We start from the raw sequence: 16,376 nt of genomic DNA on the forward strand, positions 1-16,376 counted from the left end.
CCGCCGGGCGGGGCGGCTCGGCGCACGTGCACGGCGTCGTCGCCGAGGGCGACGCCGTACCGCGGCCCCGGTGGCCGGAGTGGGCCGAGCCGGTCCGCGCCGGGTCCGCACTCCCGGTCCGGGTGCGCAGCGCCGGGCCGCTGCCGGCCGGTGCCGTCGACGTCACCGAGGTCGCCGCGCTGGCCACGGCCCTGCCCAAGATCCGGTTCGTGGTCGGTGCCGCCTGCGCCCCGACCGCGTCGCTGGTCCGGTTGGCCCGCCTGCCCAACGTCTACGTGCTGCTCACCGACCTGCTGATCGCGTTGCGCCGGCACCGGGTGCCCGCCGCCGAGGCGCTCGGCGAGCTGCTGGCCGCCTACGGCCCGGACCGGCTGATGTTCGGCAGCGGCTACCCGCTGGTGCGCCCGGCGCGCCTGATCCGCGACCTCATGACCTTCCGCTACCCCGACGAGCTGCGCGGACGGTTCCCCGAGCTCGACGACGACGTCCGCGCCGCCCTGCTCGGCGGCACCGCGGCACGGGTCCACGGGTTCGACCTGGCCTGCGCCACCGTCCGTCCCCGCCGCCGAGGAGTGTTGAGCCCCACCTGAATACAGGAGAGGCAACCCTCAGAACGTGTCTTATCCTTCCGCCGGACGAGCGAAGGGGAACGGACATGGGACTCACCCGACGGCAGATGCTTCTCACGACGCTGGCTGCGGCCGGTGGCGCCGTACTGGCCGGGTGTGGCGGGGGCGGCAGGTCGGAGACCGGCACCGGTGCCGCGACGGGGAGTGCCGGGTTCCCGGTGACGATCGAGGGCAAGCTCGGTGCGGCGACGATCCCGCAGGCCCCGCAGCGGGTGGTGTCCGTGGGCTACACCGACCACGACGCGATCCTCGCGCTCGGGGTGGCGCCGGTGGCGGCCCGCTACTGGTACGGCGACGAGGAGGTCGTCGTGCAGCCGTGGGCCCAGGCGGCCGCGCAGGCAGTGGGCGCGGCACCGGCGGTGCTGAACATGTCCTCCGTCGAGCCGGAGAAGATCGCAGCACAGCGCCCCGACCTGGTGATCGGCCTCTACTCCGACCTCGACGCCCAGAGCTATCCGGTGGTGAGCGCCGTCGCGCCGACCGTCGGACCGCCCCGGGGGTTCGACGACTACGGCGCACCGTGGCAGGAGTACACCCGCGAGACCGGACGGGCGCTGGGCAAGGAGGCCGAGGCCGAGAAGCTGGTCACCGATCTGGAGGCCAGGTTCGTCGCCGCCCGCGACGCCGACCCGCAGTGGAAGGGGCGCTCGGTCGTCGTCGCGAGCCGCAGCGCGGACAAGATCAGCGTGTTCTCCTCGCAGGACCCCCGCTCACGGTTCTTCACCCAGCTGGGGTTCACGGTGCCGCCCCGGATCGACCAGCTGGCCGCAGGCAAGTTCTACACCGAGTTCAGCTTCGAGCAGGCGAGCGAGCTCGACCACGACCTCATCGTCTGGGATCAGCTGTCGTTCACCCCCGGCGGGAAGGCGACGGTCGTCGGGGACCCGCTGCTGTCGCGGTTGCCCGCGATGCGCGACGGGCGCACCGTGTTCCTGGAGGGGGCCACCGAGCTGGCCTTCGCCTGGCAGACCGTGCTCAGCCTTCCGTCCGTGCTCGACGCGGTCGTCCCCCAGCTGCAGCGGGCGATTCCGAAGACCTGAGCCGCCGCCGTCGGGGAGGGGCGCCCCGACCCCGGGGCCCCGCCCTGCCACGCGACGCTCCTGCCCGACCGCCGCTCCGGGGTTGCCGTCGCGGTGGTCAGGCACGACGACGCCGGACGGCCGGGGTGAGCAGGAGCAGCACCGCGGCCGTCGTGCCGAAGGCGGCGGCGAACCCGAAAGGCTCGGCGATCGCGCCGAGCCCGGTCGCCCCCAGGCCCGTCCCGGCGTCGTAGGCGATGTTCCAGGCGGCGCTGGCCGCGCCGTAGCGCAGCGGCCCGGCGGCGGCGAACAGGGCGACCATCGCGTCGTTCTGCACCAGCCCGAACCCGGCGCCGACGACGGCCGCCCCCACCACCAGCAGGACCGACGCGTACGGCGCGGCGAGCACCCCGAGCAGCCCGACCGTGGCGCACGCCGTCCCGACCGGGAGCAGTGTCCCGGGACGTCCGCTGCGGTCGGTGAGGGTGCCCGCGACGCCGCGGCCGAGCAGCGCGCCGAGTGCGGTGGCGAACAGCGCGGCAGGCACCGCGACCGTCGCCCCGGGGGCGACGAGCGGGGCGAAGGTGATCACGCCGCCCTGCGCGGTGGAGCAGCCCAGCATGGCCAGGACCGGCGCGGCGGGGAGCCGCCTGCGGGTCTCGCGGGGGTGTGGGACGACATCGTCGCGGCGGGGTGCCGGGGCCCGCCGGGGGCCCCGCACGAACGCCACCACCAGGGCTCCGGCGACCGGGGTGATCCCCGCCAGCAGGAACACCCCGGTGAACCCCAGCGCGTCGACGACCGCGACACCTGCCGGCAGGAACAACAGCTGGGGCAGGCCGACGGCGTAGCCGTAGCGCGCCGACGCGCGACCGTGTGCGGAGGGCTCGACCAGCTCCGCGACGAGCGCGCTCCCGGCGACCGTCGCCAGCCCGAACCCGATCCCGCGGACCGTGGAGACCGCCAGCACGGGCCCGAGGTCGGCGGTCAGCGCGAGCAACGGCGTCGGGAGGCCGAGCAGCAGCGACCCCACGACCAGCACCGGACGGTGGCCGACCCGGCGCAGCATCGCGGGCACCAGGAGCTGGGTGGCCACGGTGGCCGCCATCAGCACGCCGGTGCTCAGCCCCGCGCCGAACTCACCGGAGCCGCCCCGGGACACCCACAGCGGCACGACCGGCAGGAGCAGGGCGTACCCGCCGAACGCCAGCGCGGTCGCGGCGAGGAGCAGGCGGAACGGGAGCGACGACAGCGAGCGGGGCACGCCCCACCGTGTCAGACACGTGGTCGCGCCGCGCCCGGTCCCTCGGGGGTGAGGGGCCGGGCCGCGGCGTGGACGGTGACGGGGTCAGGATCCGTTGCGGATCCATTCCTCCAGGTGGGGTGCTTCGTCGCCGATGCGGGTGGAGTCGCCGTGTCCGGTGCGGACCCGGGTGTCGGCGGGCAGGGGCAGCAGGGTGGTCCGGATCGACTCGATGATCGTGTCGAAGCTGGAGTAGGACCGTCCGGTGGCGCCGGGTCCGCCCTGGAACAGGGTGTCGCCGGTGAACACGATGCCGAGTTCGGGGGCGTAGAGGCAGGACGACCCGGGCGAGTGGCCGGGGGTCTGCAGGACGGTCAGGTCGATCCCGCCCGCGGTCAGGACCTGCCCGTCGGCCAGCTCCTGGTCGGGCTTGCGGTCGGGCCAGGTCATGTCCCAGAGGACCATCTCGGCGGGGTTGAGCAGGATCGGCGCGCCGAAGCGGTCGGCGAGGGCGGGCGCCTGGTTGACGTGGTCGTCGTGGGCGTGGGTGCACACGACGGCCTTGACCGTCCGGTCGCCGACGGCGGCGGCGATGGCGTCGGCGTCGTGGGCGGCGTCGATGACGAACACCTCACGGTCGTCGCCGACGATCCACACGTTGTTGTCGACGTCGAAGGAGCCACCGTCGAGGTTGAAGGTGCCGGAGGTGACGACGTGGTCGATCGGGGCCATCAGAGGATCACCACCGAGCGGAGGACCTCACCGGCGTGCATCTTGTCGAAGGCGGACTCGATGTCGTCGATCCCGATCTCCTCGGTGACGAACTTGTCGAGCGGGAAGCGTCCCTGCAGGAACAGGTCGACGTAGGTCGGGAAGTCGCGGCTGGGCAGGCAGTCGCCGTACCAGGAGGACTTGAGGGCGCCGCCGCGGCCGAAGTAGTCGATGAGCGGGATCTCGGGGGCGTTGAGGTCGGGGGTGGGGACGCCGACCAGGACCACGGTGCCGGCGAGGTCGCGGGCGTAGAAGGCCTGCTTGTAGGTCTCGGGGCGCCCGACGGCCTCGATGACGACGTCGGCGCCGTTGCCGTCGGTCACGCTCTGGATGAACTCGACCGGGTCGGTCTCCTTGGCGTTGACGGTGTGGGTCGCGCCGAACTCCTCGGCCCACTTCAGCTTCCGCGGGTCGGTGTCGACGGCGATGATCGTCGTCGCACCGGCGAGCTTCGCCCCGGCGATGGCGGCGTCACCGACGCCGCCGCAGCCGATGACGGCGATGGAGTCGCCGCGTCCGACCTGCCCGGTGTTGACCGCGGCACCCAGCCCGGCCATGACACCGCAGCCGAGCAGGCCCGCGACCTTGGCGGGCGCCTCGGGGTTCACCTTCGTGCACTGTCCGGAGTGGACCAGGGTCTTCTCGACGAACGCGCCGATCCCGAGCGCGGGGGACAGCTCGGTGCCGTCCTCGAGGGTCATCTTCTGCGTGGCGTTGTGGGTGTCGAAGCAGTACTGGGGCTTGCCCTTCTTGCAGGCCCGGCAGTTACCGCAGACGGCGCGCCAGTTCAGGACGACGTAGTCGCCGGGCTCGACGTCGGTGACGCCCTCGCCGACGGACTCGACGATCCCGGCGGCCTCGTGGCCGAGCAGGAACGGGAACTCGTCGTTGATGCCACCGAGCTTGTAGTGCAGGTCGGTGTGGCAGACCCCGCAGGCCTGGATCTTCACCACGGCCTCACCGGGACCGGGATCGGGGACATTGATCGTCTCGACGGTGACCGGCTCACCCTTGGCGCGGGCCACGACGCCACGTACCTGCTGTGCCATTGCTCGTACTCCACTCGTCCTCGATGCCGCCCGCTCGGGACGGATGCTCGGATGGCGACTCTGGCATGGGTGACCGGACGGTGCCAGGTCGGATCCGGCCCTGCAACAGGTGTTGTACCGAAAAGGCCCCGGCCCGCGGGACGCGGGCCGGGGCCGGGGCCGGGCCGGGCGACCTCAGAAGTCGAAGTCACCACCCATGTCCATGCCGCCGTCGTCGAAGCCGGGGTCCTCGGCCGGGGGCTCCTCGGCCGCGGCCACGTCGTCACCATCACCGGCGTCGTCGAACATCGCGCCGGCGATCGCCGTGCCGATGAACGCGCCCGCGACACCGGCGAGCAGCGACCCGGCGATCATCCCGCCCATGCCCGGACCACGCCCGCCGCCGAGCGAGCGCTCCATCGTGCCGGGGTTGCGCATCTCGGCGCGGGTCGCCATCCGCGCCAGCTCCTGCGGGTCGGCCGACCGCGCCCGCTCGGCCTCGGGGACCTGTGCGCCGACGTCGTTCAGCACCGCCTGCCGCTGCTCGGGGGTGAGTTTCGCGAAGGCCTCCGCGTGCGCCTGCTCCACCTGCTCCGGCGGGGCGGTGCGGAGCATGTAGCGGTAGCGCTCGATCGCCTGCTGGTCGGGATCCTGCTGCTGCGCCCGGCCGGAGCCCTGGTGGGGAGCGCCCCCGAAGCCCTGCTGCGGCTGTGCCTGCGCGCCTCCGGTGAGGCGTTCCTTGAGCTTGTCGAGCAGACCCATCTGCGGGTGTCCTCCTGCGTTCCGGGTGAGTTCCCGGTGGTGTGTCGGTACGTGTCCGATCCGGACGGAACGGGCACACCGGTCGAACGTGTGACAACCGTGGCGAGTTCCCACCCACGCCGTCGCCGGATCGCCTACGGTCGGGGACCGTGACGACTGCGCCGCCGCCGACGACCGTCCCCGCCCTCGCGCTCGGCGCCGTCGCCGGGAAGGGGCGCCCCGGGAGCTCGCGCATCGCCTGTCCGCTGCCCGACGGTGGCCTGCTCGACGTCGGCTCGCTGGCCACTGCGCAGCGCGGCCCGTACCCGGACCTGCTGGCCGCGCCCGACCTGACCCGGCTGCTCGACGCCGGTGCCCCGGCCTGGCGCGAGGTCGTCCAGTGGCTGCGCGGCTGGCGCGAGGACCACGAGCGGGCCGCCGCGTACCGCCTGCCCGACGAGGGACTGGTCCCGGTGCTGCCGTTCGCCGTCGCCGACTACGTCGACTTCTACGCCTGCGAGCAGCACGCACGGAACGCCGGACTGATCTTCCGCCCGGACGCCGAGGACCCGCTCCCCCCGAACTGGCGGCGGATGCCGGTCGGGTACCACGGCCGTTCCGGCACGGTCCGGGTCACCGGCACCCCGGTCGCGCGCCCGTCGGGGCAGCGCGGGCCCGAGGACTTCGGTCCCTGTGCCAAGCTCGACTTCGAGGCCGAGCTCGGCTTCGTCCTCGGCGGGCCGGTCCCGGGGCCGGTCGGAATCGACGACGCCGCCGACCACGTCTTCGGCGTCGTGCTGCTCAACGACTGGTCCGCCCGCGACATCCAGTTCTTCGAGTCCCGCCCGCTCGGCCCGCACCTGGGCAAGTCCTTCGCGACGTCGATCTCGGCGTGGGTGACACCGCTCGACGAGCTGTCCGCGGCCCGGGTCCCGCTGCCCGCGCACGACCCCGCGCCGCTGCCCTACCTCACCCCGGGCGAGCCCGCGCTGGGCCTGGACCTCGACCTCGCGGTGCACGTCAACGGCGAGCTGGTCGCGTCCCCGCCCGCGAGGGACCTGTACTGGTCCCCGGAGCAGATGGTGGCCCACCTCACCTCGGGCGGCGCCGGGCTGCGCGCCGGCGACCTGCTCGGTTCGGGCACCGTCTCCGGCCCGGAGCGCAGCGGGTTCGGCTCGATGCTGGAGCTGTCCTGGAACGGCCGCGACCCGGTCGTGCTCGCCGGTGGCGCCTCGCGCACCTGGCTGGAGGACGGCGACGAGGTCGTGATGACCGCGACCGCGCCCGCCCGCGACGGCGGCCGCGTCGCCCTCGGCGAGGTCCGCGGCCGGATCCGCGGCGCCTGACCGCCGCAGCCGGCGGGGGAGACCCTCGGCCGGGGGTGCTCAGGGGCGCAGCGGCATCAGCGGCTCGGGGTCGCCGAGCGCGTTCAGGATCAGCGCCGGCACCTCCTGCTTGCCGCTGCCGTCGACGGCGATGACCACGTAGACGGTGCGGCAGTCGCAGGTGACGATGCGCTCGCCCGCGTCGTCGAGGGCGCGGACCTGGAAGTCGAGCGCGAAGCTGGTCCGGCCGATCCGCGCCGTCGACACCGCGACGACGACGTCCTCGCCCCACCCGACCCCGGCCCGCCAGTCGAGCTCGGTGTGGACGAGCTGGACGTCGTATCCGGCGTCGAGCATCGCCCGGTAGGTGAGGCCGCGGGACTCGAGGAACTCGGTCATCGCCTCGTCGAACCAGGCCAGGTACCAGGCGTTGAAGACGACCCCCTGGGCGTCGACCTCGTGGTAGCGCACCCGGACCGGGAACTCGAAGCTCGCCATGGGCCGATGTTACGACTCACACGGCCGGGCTCACCCCTCGTGCCGGTCGGAGCCCCCGGAGGAGTCGACGCGCTCCCGGATGGCCCGGTTGACCGCCCGCCCGAACGCTGCGACGACGCCCTGCAGGGTGATCGGCTTGAGCCGGGAGAAGGCGGCGGCGAGCCGTCGCCGCTCGTCGGCGGGGCGGCCGCGGTCCCGGTAGGGCTGCAGGACCTCGTCCTGGAACAGCGTCATCAGGTCCTCGGCGAGCGCGGCGGTGTGCCGCTCGATGAGGTCGTGCGAACGCTTCCACAGCTCGGGGGGCAGGCCGGAGTCCAGACCCTCCAGCGCGGAGCCGAGCGCGACCGCGCCGTGCAGCCGGACGGTCGCCGGGCCGTCGCCGGGCAGCCGGGTCAGCGCGCCGAGCCGTTCGAGGGTGGTGACGTCGTCGTCGGACAGACGGCGACCCGCGCGCCGGTCGAGCCCGGCCCGGTCCAGCTCCTCGTCGACCTCGGGCAGCCAGGGCGTGAGCAGCGCGCGCTGCAGGGCCAGCTCCTCCGGCGCGGTCTCCAGCGGTACCCGTTCCAGCTGCCGTTCGATCGCGGCGAGGGTGAAGCCCAGCCCGGTGAGCTCGCCGATCAGCTCCAGCCGGGCGCGGTGCGCGGCGTCGTAGAGACCCGTGCGGCCGCGCAGCCGGGGCGCGGGGATGAGTCCCTTGCTCGCGTAGAAGCGGATGGTGCGCACCGACATCCCGGTCCGCTCGGCGAGCTGGTCGACGGTGAGGAGATCCCCGTCGTCGGGGGTCGGGCTCATCGCAGAGCCGTCGATGGCGGCGGACATGGCGAGCAGGTTACGGGTCGGCCGCTCGATATGACAGTGCTGGTGTGACATCATCCGTGTCACATGGACCCCGGTCCGTCTTGACCCATGTGACAGTGCTGCTGTAACAAAAGCTACCAGTAAGTAGGGGCAGTGCCGCCTGTACCGCCCCCGTGCCGACCACCCCACGAGAGGTTCGGATGAGCGAGATTCCCGAGGCCTACATCTACGACGCGATCCGTACACCGCGCGGACGGGGCAAGGCCTCCGGTTCGCTGCACGAGGTCAAGCCGATCTCCCTGATGACCGGGCTGATCGACGCGATCCGCGAGCGCAACCCGCAGCTCGACACGAACACGATCGACGACCTGGTCCTCGGCGTCGTCTCGCCCGTCGGTGACCAGGGCGGCGACATCGCCAAGACCGCCGCCATCGCCGCGGGCCTGCCCGACACCGTCGCCGGTGTGCAGCTCAACCGCTTCTGCGCGTCCGGCCTGGAGGCCGTGAACACCGCGACCCAGAAGGTCCGCTCCGGCATGGAGGAGCTCGTCCTCGCCGGTGGCGTCGAGGGCATGAGCCGCGTCCCGATGGGCTCGGACGGCGGCGCCTGGGCGATGGACCCCGACACCGCCTACGAGACCGGCTTCGTGCCGCAGGGCATCGGCGCCGACCTCATCGCGACGCTCGAGGGCTACAGCCGCACCGACGTCGACACCTTCGCCGTGGAGTCGCAGACCCGGGCCGCGAAGGCGTGGGCAGACGGTCGCTTCGCGAACTCGATCATCCCGGTGAAGGACCGCAACGGCCTGACGATCCTCGACCGCGACGAGCACATCCGCGCCGGCGCGACCGTGGAGGCGCTGGGCGGGCTCAAGCCGTCGTTCGAGATGATGGGCCGCGACGGCGGGTTCGACGCCGTGGCGCTGCAGAAGTACCACTGGGTCGAGAAGATCGACCACGTCCACCACGCGGGCAACAGCTCCGGCATCGTCGACGGTGCGGCGCTCACCCTCATCGGCACCGAGGCCGCCGGGAAGGCCAACGGCCTGACCCCGCGTGCGCGCATCGTCGCCACCGCGCTGTCCGGCGCCGACCCGACGATCATGCTGACCGGTCCGGCGCCCGCCGCGCGCAAGGCGCTGGCCAAGGCGGGGCTGTCGGTCGGCGACATCGACCTCTTCGAGATCAACGAGGCGTTCGCGGCCGTGGCCCTGCGCTTCATGCGCGACATGGACATCTCGCACGAGATCACCAACGTCAACGGTGGGGCCATCGCGATGGGCCACCCGCTGGGGGCCACCGGCGCGATGATCCTCGGCACCCTCGTCGACGAGCTGGAGCGCCGTGACCTGCGCCGCGGCCTGGCCACGCTGTGCGTGGGCGGCGGCATGGGCATCGCCACCATCGTCGAGCGCGTCTGAATCCCGGAAGGACTGAACAAGCAGTGAGTGAGCAGAAGGCCGTCCGCTGGGAGACCGACGGCGACGGCATCGCCGTCGTCACCCTCGACGACCCGGCCAGCAGCGCCAACACCATGAACGACGCCTACCGCGAGGCCATGCGGGAGGTCGTCGACGACCTGGAGAAGCACAAGGACGACATCGTCGGTGTCGTCGTCACCTCGGCCAAGAAGACCTTCTTCGCCGGCGGGAACCTCGAGCAGCTCAGTGCGGCCGGTCCCGACGACGCCGAGAAGATCTTCGAGCTGGTGACCGAGGTCAAGGCCCAGCTGCGCAAGCTGGAGACCTTCGGCCGCCCGGTCGCGTCCGCGCTCGTCGGCACCGCCCTGGGCGGTGGCCTGGAGATCGCGCTGGCGACCCACCACCGGGTCGGCGTCGACGCGAAGGGCGTCGTCTACGGCCTGCCCGAGGTGAGCCTGGGCCTGCTGCCCGGTGGCGGCGGCGTCACCCGCGTCACCCGCATGCTGGGCATCGCGAACGGCTTCATGAACGTCCTCGCGCAGGGCCAGCGGCACAAGCCGGCCAAGGCGCTGGAGCTGGGCCTGATCGACGAGCTCGTGGCCACCCGCGAGGAGGCCTTCGACAAGGCCCGCGCGTGGGTGCTCGCCAACCCCGAGCACACCACTCAGCCCTGGGACCAGCCGAAGTACCGGATCCCGGGTGGCACGCCGTCGAGCCCCTCGCTGGCCTCGATCCTCCCGGCATTCCCGGCGAACCTGCGCAAGCAGCTCAAGGGTGCGCCGATGCCGGCCCCGCGTAACATCCTCGCGGCTGCCGTCGAGGGCAGCCAGGTCGACTTCGAGACCGCGCAGAGGATCGAGGGCCGCTACTTCGCGGAGCTCGTGACCGGCCAGGTCTCGAAGAACATGACCAAGGCGTTCTTCTTCGACCTCAACGCCATCAACGGCGGCAAGTCCCGCCCGGACGGCCCCGCGAAGTGGCAGCCGACCAAGGTCGCCGTGCTCGGCGCCGGGATGATGGGCGCGGGCATCGCCTACGTCTGCTCCCTCGCCGGCTGGGACGTCGTCCTCAAGGACGTCTCGAAGGAGGCCGCCGAGAAGGGCAAGGCCTACTCGCAGGGTCTCGTCGAGAAGGGCGTCAAGCGCGGGAAGACCACGCAGGAGAAGGGCGACGCGCTGCTCGGCCGCATCCTGCCGACCGACGACTACGCCGACCTCGCCGGCTGCGACGTCGTCATCGAGGCCGTCTTCGAGTCCGTCGAGCTGAAGCAGGAGGTGTTCCGCGAGGCCGCGAAGTACATCAACTCCGACGCGCTCCTGTGCTCGAACACCTCGACGCTGCCCATCACCGAGCTGGCCAAGGGCGTCGACCGCCCGGACGACTTCATCGGTCTGCACTTCTTCTCGCCGGTCGACAAGATGCCGCTGGTCGAGATCATCAAGGGTGAGCGCACGAACGACGAGGCCCTGGCCAAGGCGTTCGACCTGACGCTGGGGATCAGGAAGACCCCGATCGTCGTCAACGACTCCCGCGGCTTCTTCACCAGCCGCGTGATCGGCACCTTCATCAACGAGGGCGTCGCGATGATCGCCGAGGGCATCGACCCGCAGACGATCGAGCAGGCGTCGTCGCAGGCCGGGTACCCGGCCCCGGTGCTGCAGCTGATGGACGAGCTGACCCTCACGCTGCCGCGCAAGATCCGCGAGGAGACGAAGAAGGGCGTCGAGGCCGCCGGCGGCACCTGGACCCCGCACCCGTCCGACCCGGTGATCGACCGGCTGGTCGACGAGTTCGACCGCAAGGGCAAGAGCACCGGCGCCGGGTTCTACGACTACGCCGACGGCAAGCGCACCGGACTCTGGCCCGGTCTGCGCGAGCACTTCGGCGCGACGAACCACGACGTCGACCTGCACGAGCTGTCCGAGCGGATGCTCATCATCGAGTCGATCGAGACCGTGAAGTGCGTCGACGAGGGCGTGCTGACCACCGTCGCCGACGCCAACATCGGCTCGATCTTCGGTATCGGCTTCCCGGCCTGGACCGGCGGCGTGCTGCAGTACATCGAGGGCTACCCCGGTGGCCCGGCCGGCTTCGTGGCCCGCGCCGACGAGCTGAAGGCGAAGTACGGCGAGCGCTTCGAGGTCCCGCAGTCGCTGCGTGACCGCGCGGCGAAGGGGGAGTCGGCCACCGCGGCCGCCTGATCCCGCCCGTCACGGACCCCCGCCGGCGTCTCTGCCGGCGGGGGTCCGTGCGTTCCGGGCCCGCTCAGCGGGGCACGGTGGGCTGCAGCGTCGCCTCGACCAGCGCCTCGGTCCGGATGTGGGTCCCCTCCTGGTAGCCGGGGTCGCGGACCATCTCGGAGAAGGCCCGCCGGCTCGGGTAGGACACCAGGAGCACCGCGTCCCACTCCTGGCCCGGCTCGGCGACGACCGGTGCCAGCCCGCGCCCGAAGTAGACGACCTCGGCGCCGAACCGGGCGGCGGTGGCCCGGAAGTGGGTGACGTAGTCGTCGTAGCGGGCCTCGCCGCCCTCGGCGAAGCGCAGCAGATTCAGCATCACGATCGGCTGGTCGGGGTCCTCGGCGAGGAAGGCCTTCATGTCCGCGCCGGACGGGTTCACTGCCATCGGCCGAGTCTACGGTCGATCTCCGGGGGCGGAACCCGACGACGACGGAAGGAGCCCGGGACATGATCCGCAACGTGGTGGTCGGCCGGCTGAAGGACGGCGTGGACCCGGCCGAGATCGAGAAGGGCCTCCAGGCCCTGCGCGACCTGCGCATCGAGGGCCTCGACCTCGACCTGAGGGCCGGCCCGGACCTGGGGCTGCGCGAGGGCAACGCGCATTTCGTGCTCACCCTCGACCTGCCCGACGAGGAGTCCTACCGCGTCTACGACGCCGACGACGAGCACAACCGGATCCGCCGCGAGCTGTTCGCCCCGCTCTGCTCGTCGATCGAGCGGATCCAGTTCCGCCTGTCCTGACCGGTCGAAGCGGACCAACCGGATGACCTGATCCTCGGGCACCATGGTGTGTGTGACGCAGTGGGTGTTCGACATCGTGGACCGGCTCGGTGCCGCCGGCATCGGGTTGCTGATCTTCCTGGAGAACGTGGTCCCACCGATCCCGTCGGAGGTGATCCTCCCGCTGGGTGGCTTCCGCGCCTCGACCGGCGCGATGGACCCGGTCGCGGTCTGGGCGGCGGCCACGATGGGAGCCGTCGCCGGGGCGCTGGTCCTCTACGCGCTGGGCCACTGGCTCGGGTACGAGCGGGTGCACCGGCTCTGCGGTCGTCGCTGGTTCGTCGTCTCCAGCCAGAAGGACCTGGAGAAGGGGCTCGCGCTGTTCGAGCGGTGGGGGAACTGGTTCGTCCTCGGTGGGCGCTGCATCCCGATCGTGCGCAGCCTGATCTCGATCCCGGCCGGGATCGCCCGGATGCCGCTGCTGCGGTTCACCGCGCTGTCCGCGCTCGGCAGTGGTGTGTGGAACGCGCTGTTCGTCTACCTCGGGTTCGTGCTCGGCGAGCGCTGGGAGGTCATCGAGGTCTACATGTCGCCGATCAGCAAGGTCGTCGCCGTGCTCGGCGCGGCGGCGATCGTGTGGCTGGTCGTGCGGAAGCTCCGGCAGCGCCGCCACCGCGACGCCGGGGTGTCGACCGGGACCGGCTGAACGCGCCGAGCCGACGTCCGGCTGCGCCGGACGGGTGATCACGACAGCCCTGCGTACCGGTCCCGCCACGGGCCGTACCGCCGGGCCACCGCCGGGCCTCGCGCCCGCGCCGCTGTGCGAACCTGATCGTCACGCACGGGCGGCGACGAGCGGTGGAGGTGGTCGGGTGCGTCTGGTCGGGATCCACCACACCCACCCGTCGGGGACGGTCGCCCTGCGCGGTGCCGACCTCGACGTCGACCCTGCAGTGCCGACCGTCGTGCGGGGAGGCAACGGGGTGGGCAAGTCCACGCTGCTGCGGATCGCCGCCGGTGCCCTCGCCCCGACCGCGGGCGAGGTCGAGGACGTCCCCGAGGTCGTCGGCTACCTGCCCGACCGGTTCCCGGCCGCCCGCAAGCTGACCCCGCGACGCTGGCTCGACCACATCGCCCGGGTGCGCGGCGTCGACGTCGACGACGCCGCCGACCGCGCCGAGGTGCTGCTGACCGAGCTCGGGTACGACGGCGACGACGACGGGCCGATGGCCGACCTGTCCACCGGCAACGCCCGCAAGGTCGGGCTGGTGCAGGCGCTGGCCTGCGAGCCCGGCGTGCTCGTGCTCGACGAACCCTGGAACGGTCTCGACGACGACGCCGCGGACGCCCTGACCCGGCTGCTCACCGCCCGCGCCGCCCCGACCCTGCTGACCGACCACACCGGTACCGCGGCCGGTCTGCCCGGCGCCCGCCTGCACCGGCTGCGCGAGGGCCGGATCGCGACCGCCTCCGACCCGGACTCCGTGCCGTTGCCGACCGCGCCGCCGCCCGGGGCGATGATGCGCCTGGACATGGCCTGTGCGGGAGACCCCCGCCCGCTGCTGGAACGGGCGCTGCCGCCCGCCCGTGTCGAGGGTGCGGCGCCGGGCCGGTTCACCGTGCGGGTCCCCGCCCCCGAGAGCGACGCCTGGCTGGCGGCCGCGCTCGCCGCGGGCTGCGCGGTCCGCTCGGTGCGGCCGGTCCGCCCGGCTCCCCGGGAGGGCGGCCGGTGAGGAGGCGGGTGCGCTCGGCGTTCGCCGTGGCGATGCTGCTGGGCGAGGACGTCGGCCGCACCGAACGCTTCGTCGCGCCGCTGGTGCTCTACGCCGGCGCTCTCGCCGTGCTGTTCGGCGGCGCGCCCGGCCCGCTGCCCGCGCCGTGGGCGGCCAGCGCGCTGCTGCTCTACCCGGTCGGGGCCTGGCTGGCGCACGCGCTGGCCGAGTCCGAGGACGACGACGCCCGCACCGTCACCCTGTCCGCCGCGGGCGGCCCCTGGCCGGTCGCGGCCGGCGTGCTGATCGCCGCCACGGCGGGCGTGGCGCTGCTCGGGCTGCTCGCCGTGGTGTGGGGCGTGGTCGCGGCCTGGGGCACGGCGACGACCGGGAGCCTGCTCGACGGGCTGCTCGCGCACCTGGCCTGCGGGATCACCGGCGCCGCGGTGGGCTCGGTGTTCTCCCGGCCGGTGGTCCGCAACGAGGGTGTCGCGCTGATCGGTGCGCTGGTCGTGCTCGTGGTCACGGGCACGCAGTCGTGGCTGCCGCCGGTCGGGACCGCGGCCGCGGCCCTGGGGAGCGGGCGGCTCGGGGTGGGCCCGTTCGGCGACCTGGTCGTCGCGCTGCTGGTGGCGGTGGCGGCGACGGCACTGGTGGTCCGGGTCGAGCAGGGCGGCGGGCTGCGCGAACTGGGTGCACGTCTCGGCCGGCACGTCGGCCGTCTGCGCCGCTGACCCCGCTGCTCGACCCGGCACCGCCCCGGGCCCGTCCTCAGATCAGGCCCGCGACCTGACCGAGGCGTTCGACGGTGCCCGCGAACAGGGCGTCGCGGGCGTCGACTGCGTTCTCGAACTGGCCGAACAGCTCGAAGGACAGGTGCCCGAACAGCCCGGTCCAGGCGGTGAGGGCGGCGAGCACGGCCCCGTCGGGCAGGTCCGGGAGACCCAGCGTGGCCCGGATGCGGACGGCGTCGCCGGCGAGTGCGGGATCCGGGTCGGGAGCCGCGGGGAGCGTGCCCGCGGCGTGCGCGGCGGTGAGCGCGCGGGCGAGCGGTTCCAGGACCCGGGCCGCGACGGGGACGGTGCCGGTCGGCGCACGGTAGCCCGGTACGGGGGAGCCGTAGATCAACGCGTACTCGTGCGGATGGGCCAGCGCCCAGCCGCGCAGGGCCTGCGCGATGCCCTGCCAGTGCTCCGCCGGGCCGGTGCCGGGGTCGGCCGCGGCGAGGGCGTCGGCGAGCCCGTCGTAGCTCTGCACGATCAGGGCGGTGAGCAGGTCGTCGCGGGTGGGGAAGTAGCGGTGCAGCGCCGAGGACACCATCCCGATCTCGCGGGACACCGCGCGCATGGACAGCGCGGCCGCGCCGGTCTCGGCCAGCTGCCGCCGGGCCGCCGCGGTGATCTCGGCGACGAGCTCGGCGCGGGCCCGCTCGCGGGCGGTGCGGGAGGCGTTCACCTGGCCACGGTAGAGCATCGGTCTGTTCCCCGAGCGCTGTGCTGATCCACGAGCGGTGATCTCGTTCTGTCGACGTCGTCCCGGTCGGTCTCCGCGACCGTCAGTCCGGCAGCGCCACCCCGACCAGCGCCGGCAGGGCGCTGCGACCGGACGCCGTGAGGCGCACGGACCGCCGGTCGCGGCCGCGCTCGACCCAGCCGCGGTCGAACAGGGTCCGGCACAGCACCGCGCCCGCCGTGCCCGCGAGGTGGTGGCGGCGCTCGGTCCAGTCCAGGCACGCCCGCACCACCGGGCGGCCGCGGCGGGCGAGCGCGTCCGGCCCGGCGAGCCCGGCGAACCACAGCCGGCCGGCGGGGGTGAGGGCGAGACCGTCCCCGGTCGCGAGCAGGTCGTCGGCGACGAGCCCGTCGAAGAGCGCGACACCCAGGGCGCCCGCAAGGTGGTCGTAGCAGGTCCGGGCGGAGGCGAGCCTGGCTGCGGCGCGCGAGGCACGCAGCGTCGGGGCCGGCGGGGCGGGCGCGGTGCCCGCGGCGAGCGTCTCGATCGTGCGTGCGACGTCCGGTCCGCCGAGCCGCAGGTAGCGGTGCCGGCCCTGCCGCTCGGCGACGAGCAGTCCCGCGTCGACCAGCCGGTCCAGGTGGGCCGACGCCGTCGACGGGGCGACGCCGGCGTGCCGGGCCAGCTCGCCCGCGGTCCAGGCGCGACCGTCGATCAGCGCGAGGCAGAACGTGGCCCGGGTCCGGTCCGCGAGCAGCGCGGCCCGGGCGGCGAGGGCG

General features: G+C 73.4%; 18 protein-coding genes. 9 read left to right on the top strand and 9 right to left on the bottom strand.

Annotated features, from left to right (window positions below; genetic code table 11):
- Together NH602_RS16950 and NH602_RS16955 are read left to right on the top strand one after the other, a co-directional pair.
- The coding region (locus NH602_RS16950; protein WP_253068309.1) for an amidohydrolase family protein at window positions 1-590 on the top strand (590 nt) is incomplete at its 5' end.
- Window positions 591-655: 65 nt separating this feature from the next.
- A complete protein-coding gene (locus tag NH602_RS16955) occupies window positions 656-1,669 on the top strand; it encodes an ABC transporter substrate-binding protein (RefSeq protein WP_073577851.1) in 1,014 nt (337 codons plus the stop codon).
- A gap of 97 nt (window positions 1,670-1,766) precedes the next feature.
- Here NH602_RS16955 and NH602_RS16960 read toward each other — a convergent pair whose 3' ends face one another.
- From NH602_RS16960 to NH602_RS16975, 4 genes are all read right to left on the bottom strand, one after another.
- Window positions 1,767-2,912: an MFS transporter gene (locus NH602_RS16960; protein ID WP_253068310.1), complete on the bottom strand. Its 1,146-nt coding sequence runs from the start codon at window positions 2,910-2,912 to the stop codon at window positions 1,767-1,769.
- A gap of 84 nt (window positions 2,913-2,996) precedes the next feature.
- Window positions 2,997-3,623: an MBL fold metallo-hydrolase gene (locus NH602_RS16965; RefSeq protein ID WP_218899282.1), complete on the bottom strand. Its 627-nt coding sequence runs from the start codon at window positions 3,621-3,623 to the stop codon at window positions 2,997-2,999.
- Window positions 3,623-4,711, bottom strand: a complete 1,089-nt coding sequence (locus NH602_RS16970) for an S-(hydroxymethyl)mycothiol dehydrogenase (protein ID WP_179761188.1) — start codon at window positions 4,709-4,711, stop codon at window positions 3,623-3,625. The genes NH602_RS16965 and NH602_RS16970 overlap by 1 nt, the downstream gene beginning before the upstream one ends.
- 174 nt (window positions 4,712-4,885) lie before the next feature.
- The gene (locus NH602_RS16975) at window positions 4,886-5,452 is read right to left on the bottom strand and encodes a hypothetical protein (protein WP_073577847.1); all 567 of its coding nucleotides are present in this window, start codon (window positions 5,450-5,452) and stop codon (window positions 4,886-4,888) included.
- A gap of 149 nt (window positions 5,453-5,601) precedes the next feature.
- Here NH602_RS16975 and NH602_RS16980 point away from each other — a divergent pair, with 149 nt between their 5' ends.
- Complete coding sequence (locus tag NH602_RS16980) at window positions 5,602-6,777, top strand: fumarylacetoacetate hydrolase family protein (protein WP_253068311.1); 1,176 nt, start codon at window positions 5,602-5,604, stop codon at window positions 6,775-6,777.
- A gap of 39 nt (window positions 6,778-6,816) precedes the next feature.
- Here the strand turns inward: NH602_RS16980 and NH602_RS16985 are convergent, their stop codons facing one another.
- Both NH602_RS16985 and NH602_RS16990 read right to left on the bottom strand, forming a co-directional pair.
- Complete coding sequence (locus NH602_RS16985; protein ID WP_073577845.1) at window positions 6,817-7,254, bottom strand: thioesterase family protein; 438 nt, start codon at window positions 7,252-7,254, stop codon at window positions 6,817-6,819.
- Between the two features lie 30 nt (window positions 7,255-7,284).
- Window positions 7,285-8,073 (bottom strand): MerR family transcriptional regulator, encoded by a 789-nt coding sequence (locus NH602_RS16990; RefSeq protein WP_253068312.1) that lies wholly within the window; start codon window positions 8,071-8,073, stop codon window positions 7,285-7,287.
- Between the two features lie 179 nt (window positions 8,074-8,252).
- Here NH602_RS16990 and NH602_RS16995 point away from each other — a divergent pair, with 179 nt between their 5' ends.
- Window positions 8,253-9,473, top strand: coding sequence for an acetyl-CoA C-acetyltransferase (locus tag NH602_RS16995; protein ID WP_253068313.1), 1,221 nt, complete (start codon window positions 8,253-8,255; stop codon window positions 9,471-9,473).
- A 23-nt stretch (window positions 9,474-9,496) separates the two neighbouring features.
- Window positions 9,497-11,674: a 3-hydroxyacyl-CoA dehydrogenase NAD-binding domain-containing protein gene (locus NH602_RS17000; protein WP_073577844.1), complete on the top strand. Its 2,178-nt coding sequence runs from the start codon at window positions 9,497-9,499 to the stop codon at window positions 11,672-11,674.
- Window positions 11,675-11,738: 64 nt separating this feature from the next.
- On the opposite strand, the gene NH602_RS17005 is transcribed toward NH602_RS17000, so the two are convergent.
- Window positions 11,739-12,098 carry a DUF1330 domain-containing protein gene (locus NH602_RS17005; protein ID WP_073577843.1) on the bottom strand — a complete coding sequence of 120 codons (360 nt, stop codon included), beginning with the start codon at window positions 12,096-12,098 and terminating at the stop codon, window positions 11,739-11,741.
- A 62-nt stretch (window positions 12,099-12,160) separates the two neighbouring features.
- On the opposite strand from NH602_RS17005, the gene NH602_RS17010 reads away from it, so the two are divergent.
- From NH602_RS17010 to NH602_RS17025, 4 genes are all read left to right on the top strand, one after another.
- The gene (locus NH602_RS17010; RefSeq protein ID WP_179761185.1) at window positions 12,161-12,454 is read left to right on the top strand and encodes a Dabb family protein; all 294 of its coding nucleotides are present in this window, start codon (window positions 12,161-12,163) and stop codon (window positions 12,452-12,454) included.
- Between the two features lie 52 nt (window positions 12,455-12,506).
- Window positions 12,507-13,139, top strand: a complete 633-nt coding sequence (locus tag NH602_RS17015; RefSeq protein ID WP_253068314.1) for a DedA family protein — start codon at window positions 12,507-12,509, stop codon at window positions 13,137-13,139.
- A 166-nt stretch (window positions 13,140-13,305) separates the two neighbouring features.
- Window positions 13,306-14,166 (top strand): ATP-binding cassette domain-containing protein, encoded by an 861-nt coding sequence (locus tag NH602_RS17020; protein ID WP_253068315.1) that lies wholly within the window; start codon window positions 13,306-13,308, stop codon window positions 14,164-14,166.
- An 8-nt stretch (window positions 14,167-14,174) separates the two neighbouring features.
- Window positions 14,175-14,879 carry a hypothetical protein gene (locus NH602_RS17025; RefSeq protein WP_073577839.1) on the top strand — a complete coding sequence of 235 codons (705 nt, stop codon included), beginning with the start codon at window positions 14,175-14,177 and terminating at the stop codon, window positions 14,877-14,879.
- A 37-nt stretch (window positions 14,880-14,916) separates the two neighbouring features.
- Here the strand turns inward: NH602_RS17025 and NH602_RS17030 are convergent, their stop codons facing one another.
- Together NH602_RS17030 and NH602_RS17035 are read right to left on the bottom strand one after the other, a co-directional pair.
- The gene (locus tag NH602_RS17030) at window positions 14,917-15,600 is read right to left on the bottom strand and encodes a TetR/AcrR family transcriptional regulator (protein ID WP_253068316.1); all 684 of its coding nucleotides are present in this window, start codon (window positions 15,598-15,600) and stop codon (window positions 14,917-14,919) included.
- 100 nt (window positions 15,601-15,700) lie between these two features.
- A partial coding sequence (locus NH602_RS17035) for a helix-turn-helix transcriptional regulator (protein ID WP_253068317.1) occupies window positions 15,701-16,376 on the bottom strand: 676 nt, incomplete at its 5' end.

The organism is Pseudonocardia sp. McavD-2-B (assembly GCF_024124365.1).
GTDB classification, from domain to species: domain Bacteria; phylum Actinomycetota; class Actinomycetes; order Mycobacteriales; family Pseudonocardiaceae; genus Pseudonocardia; species Pseudonocardia alni.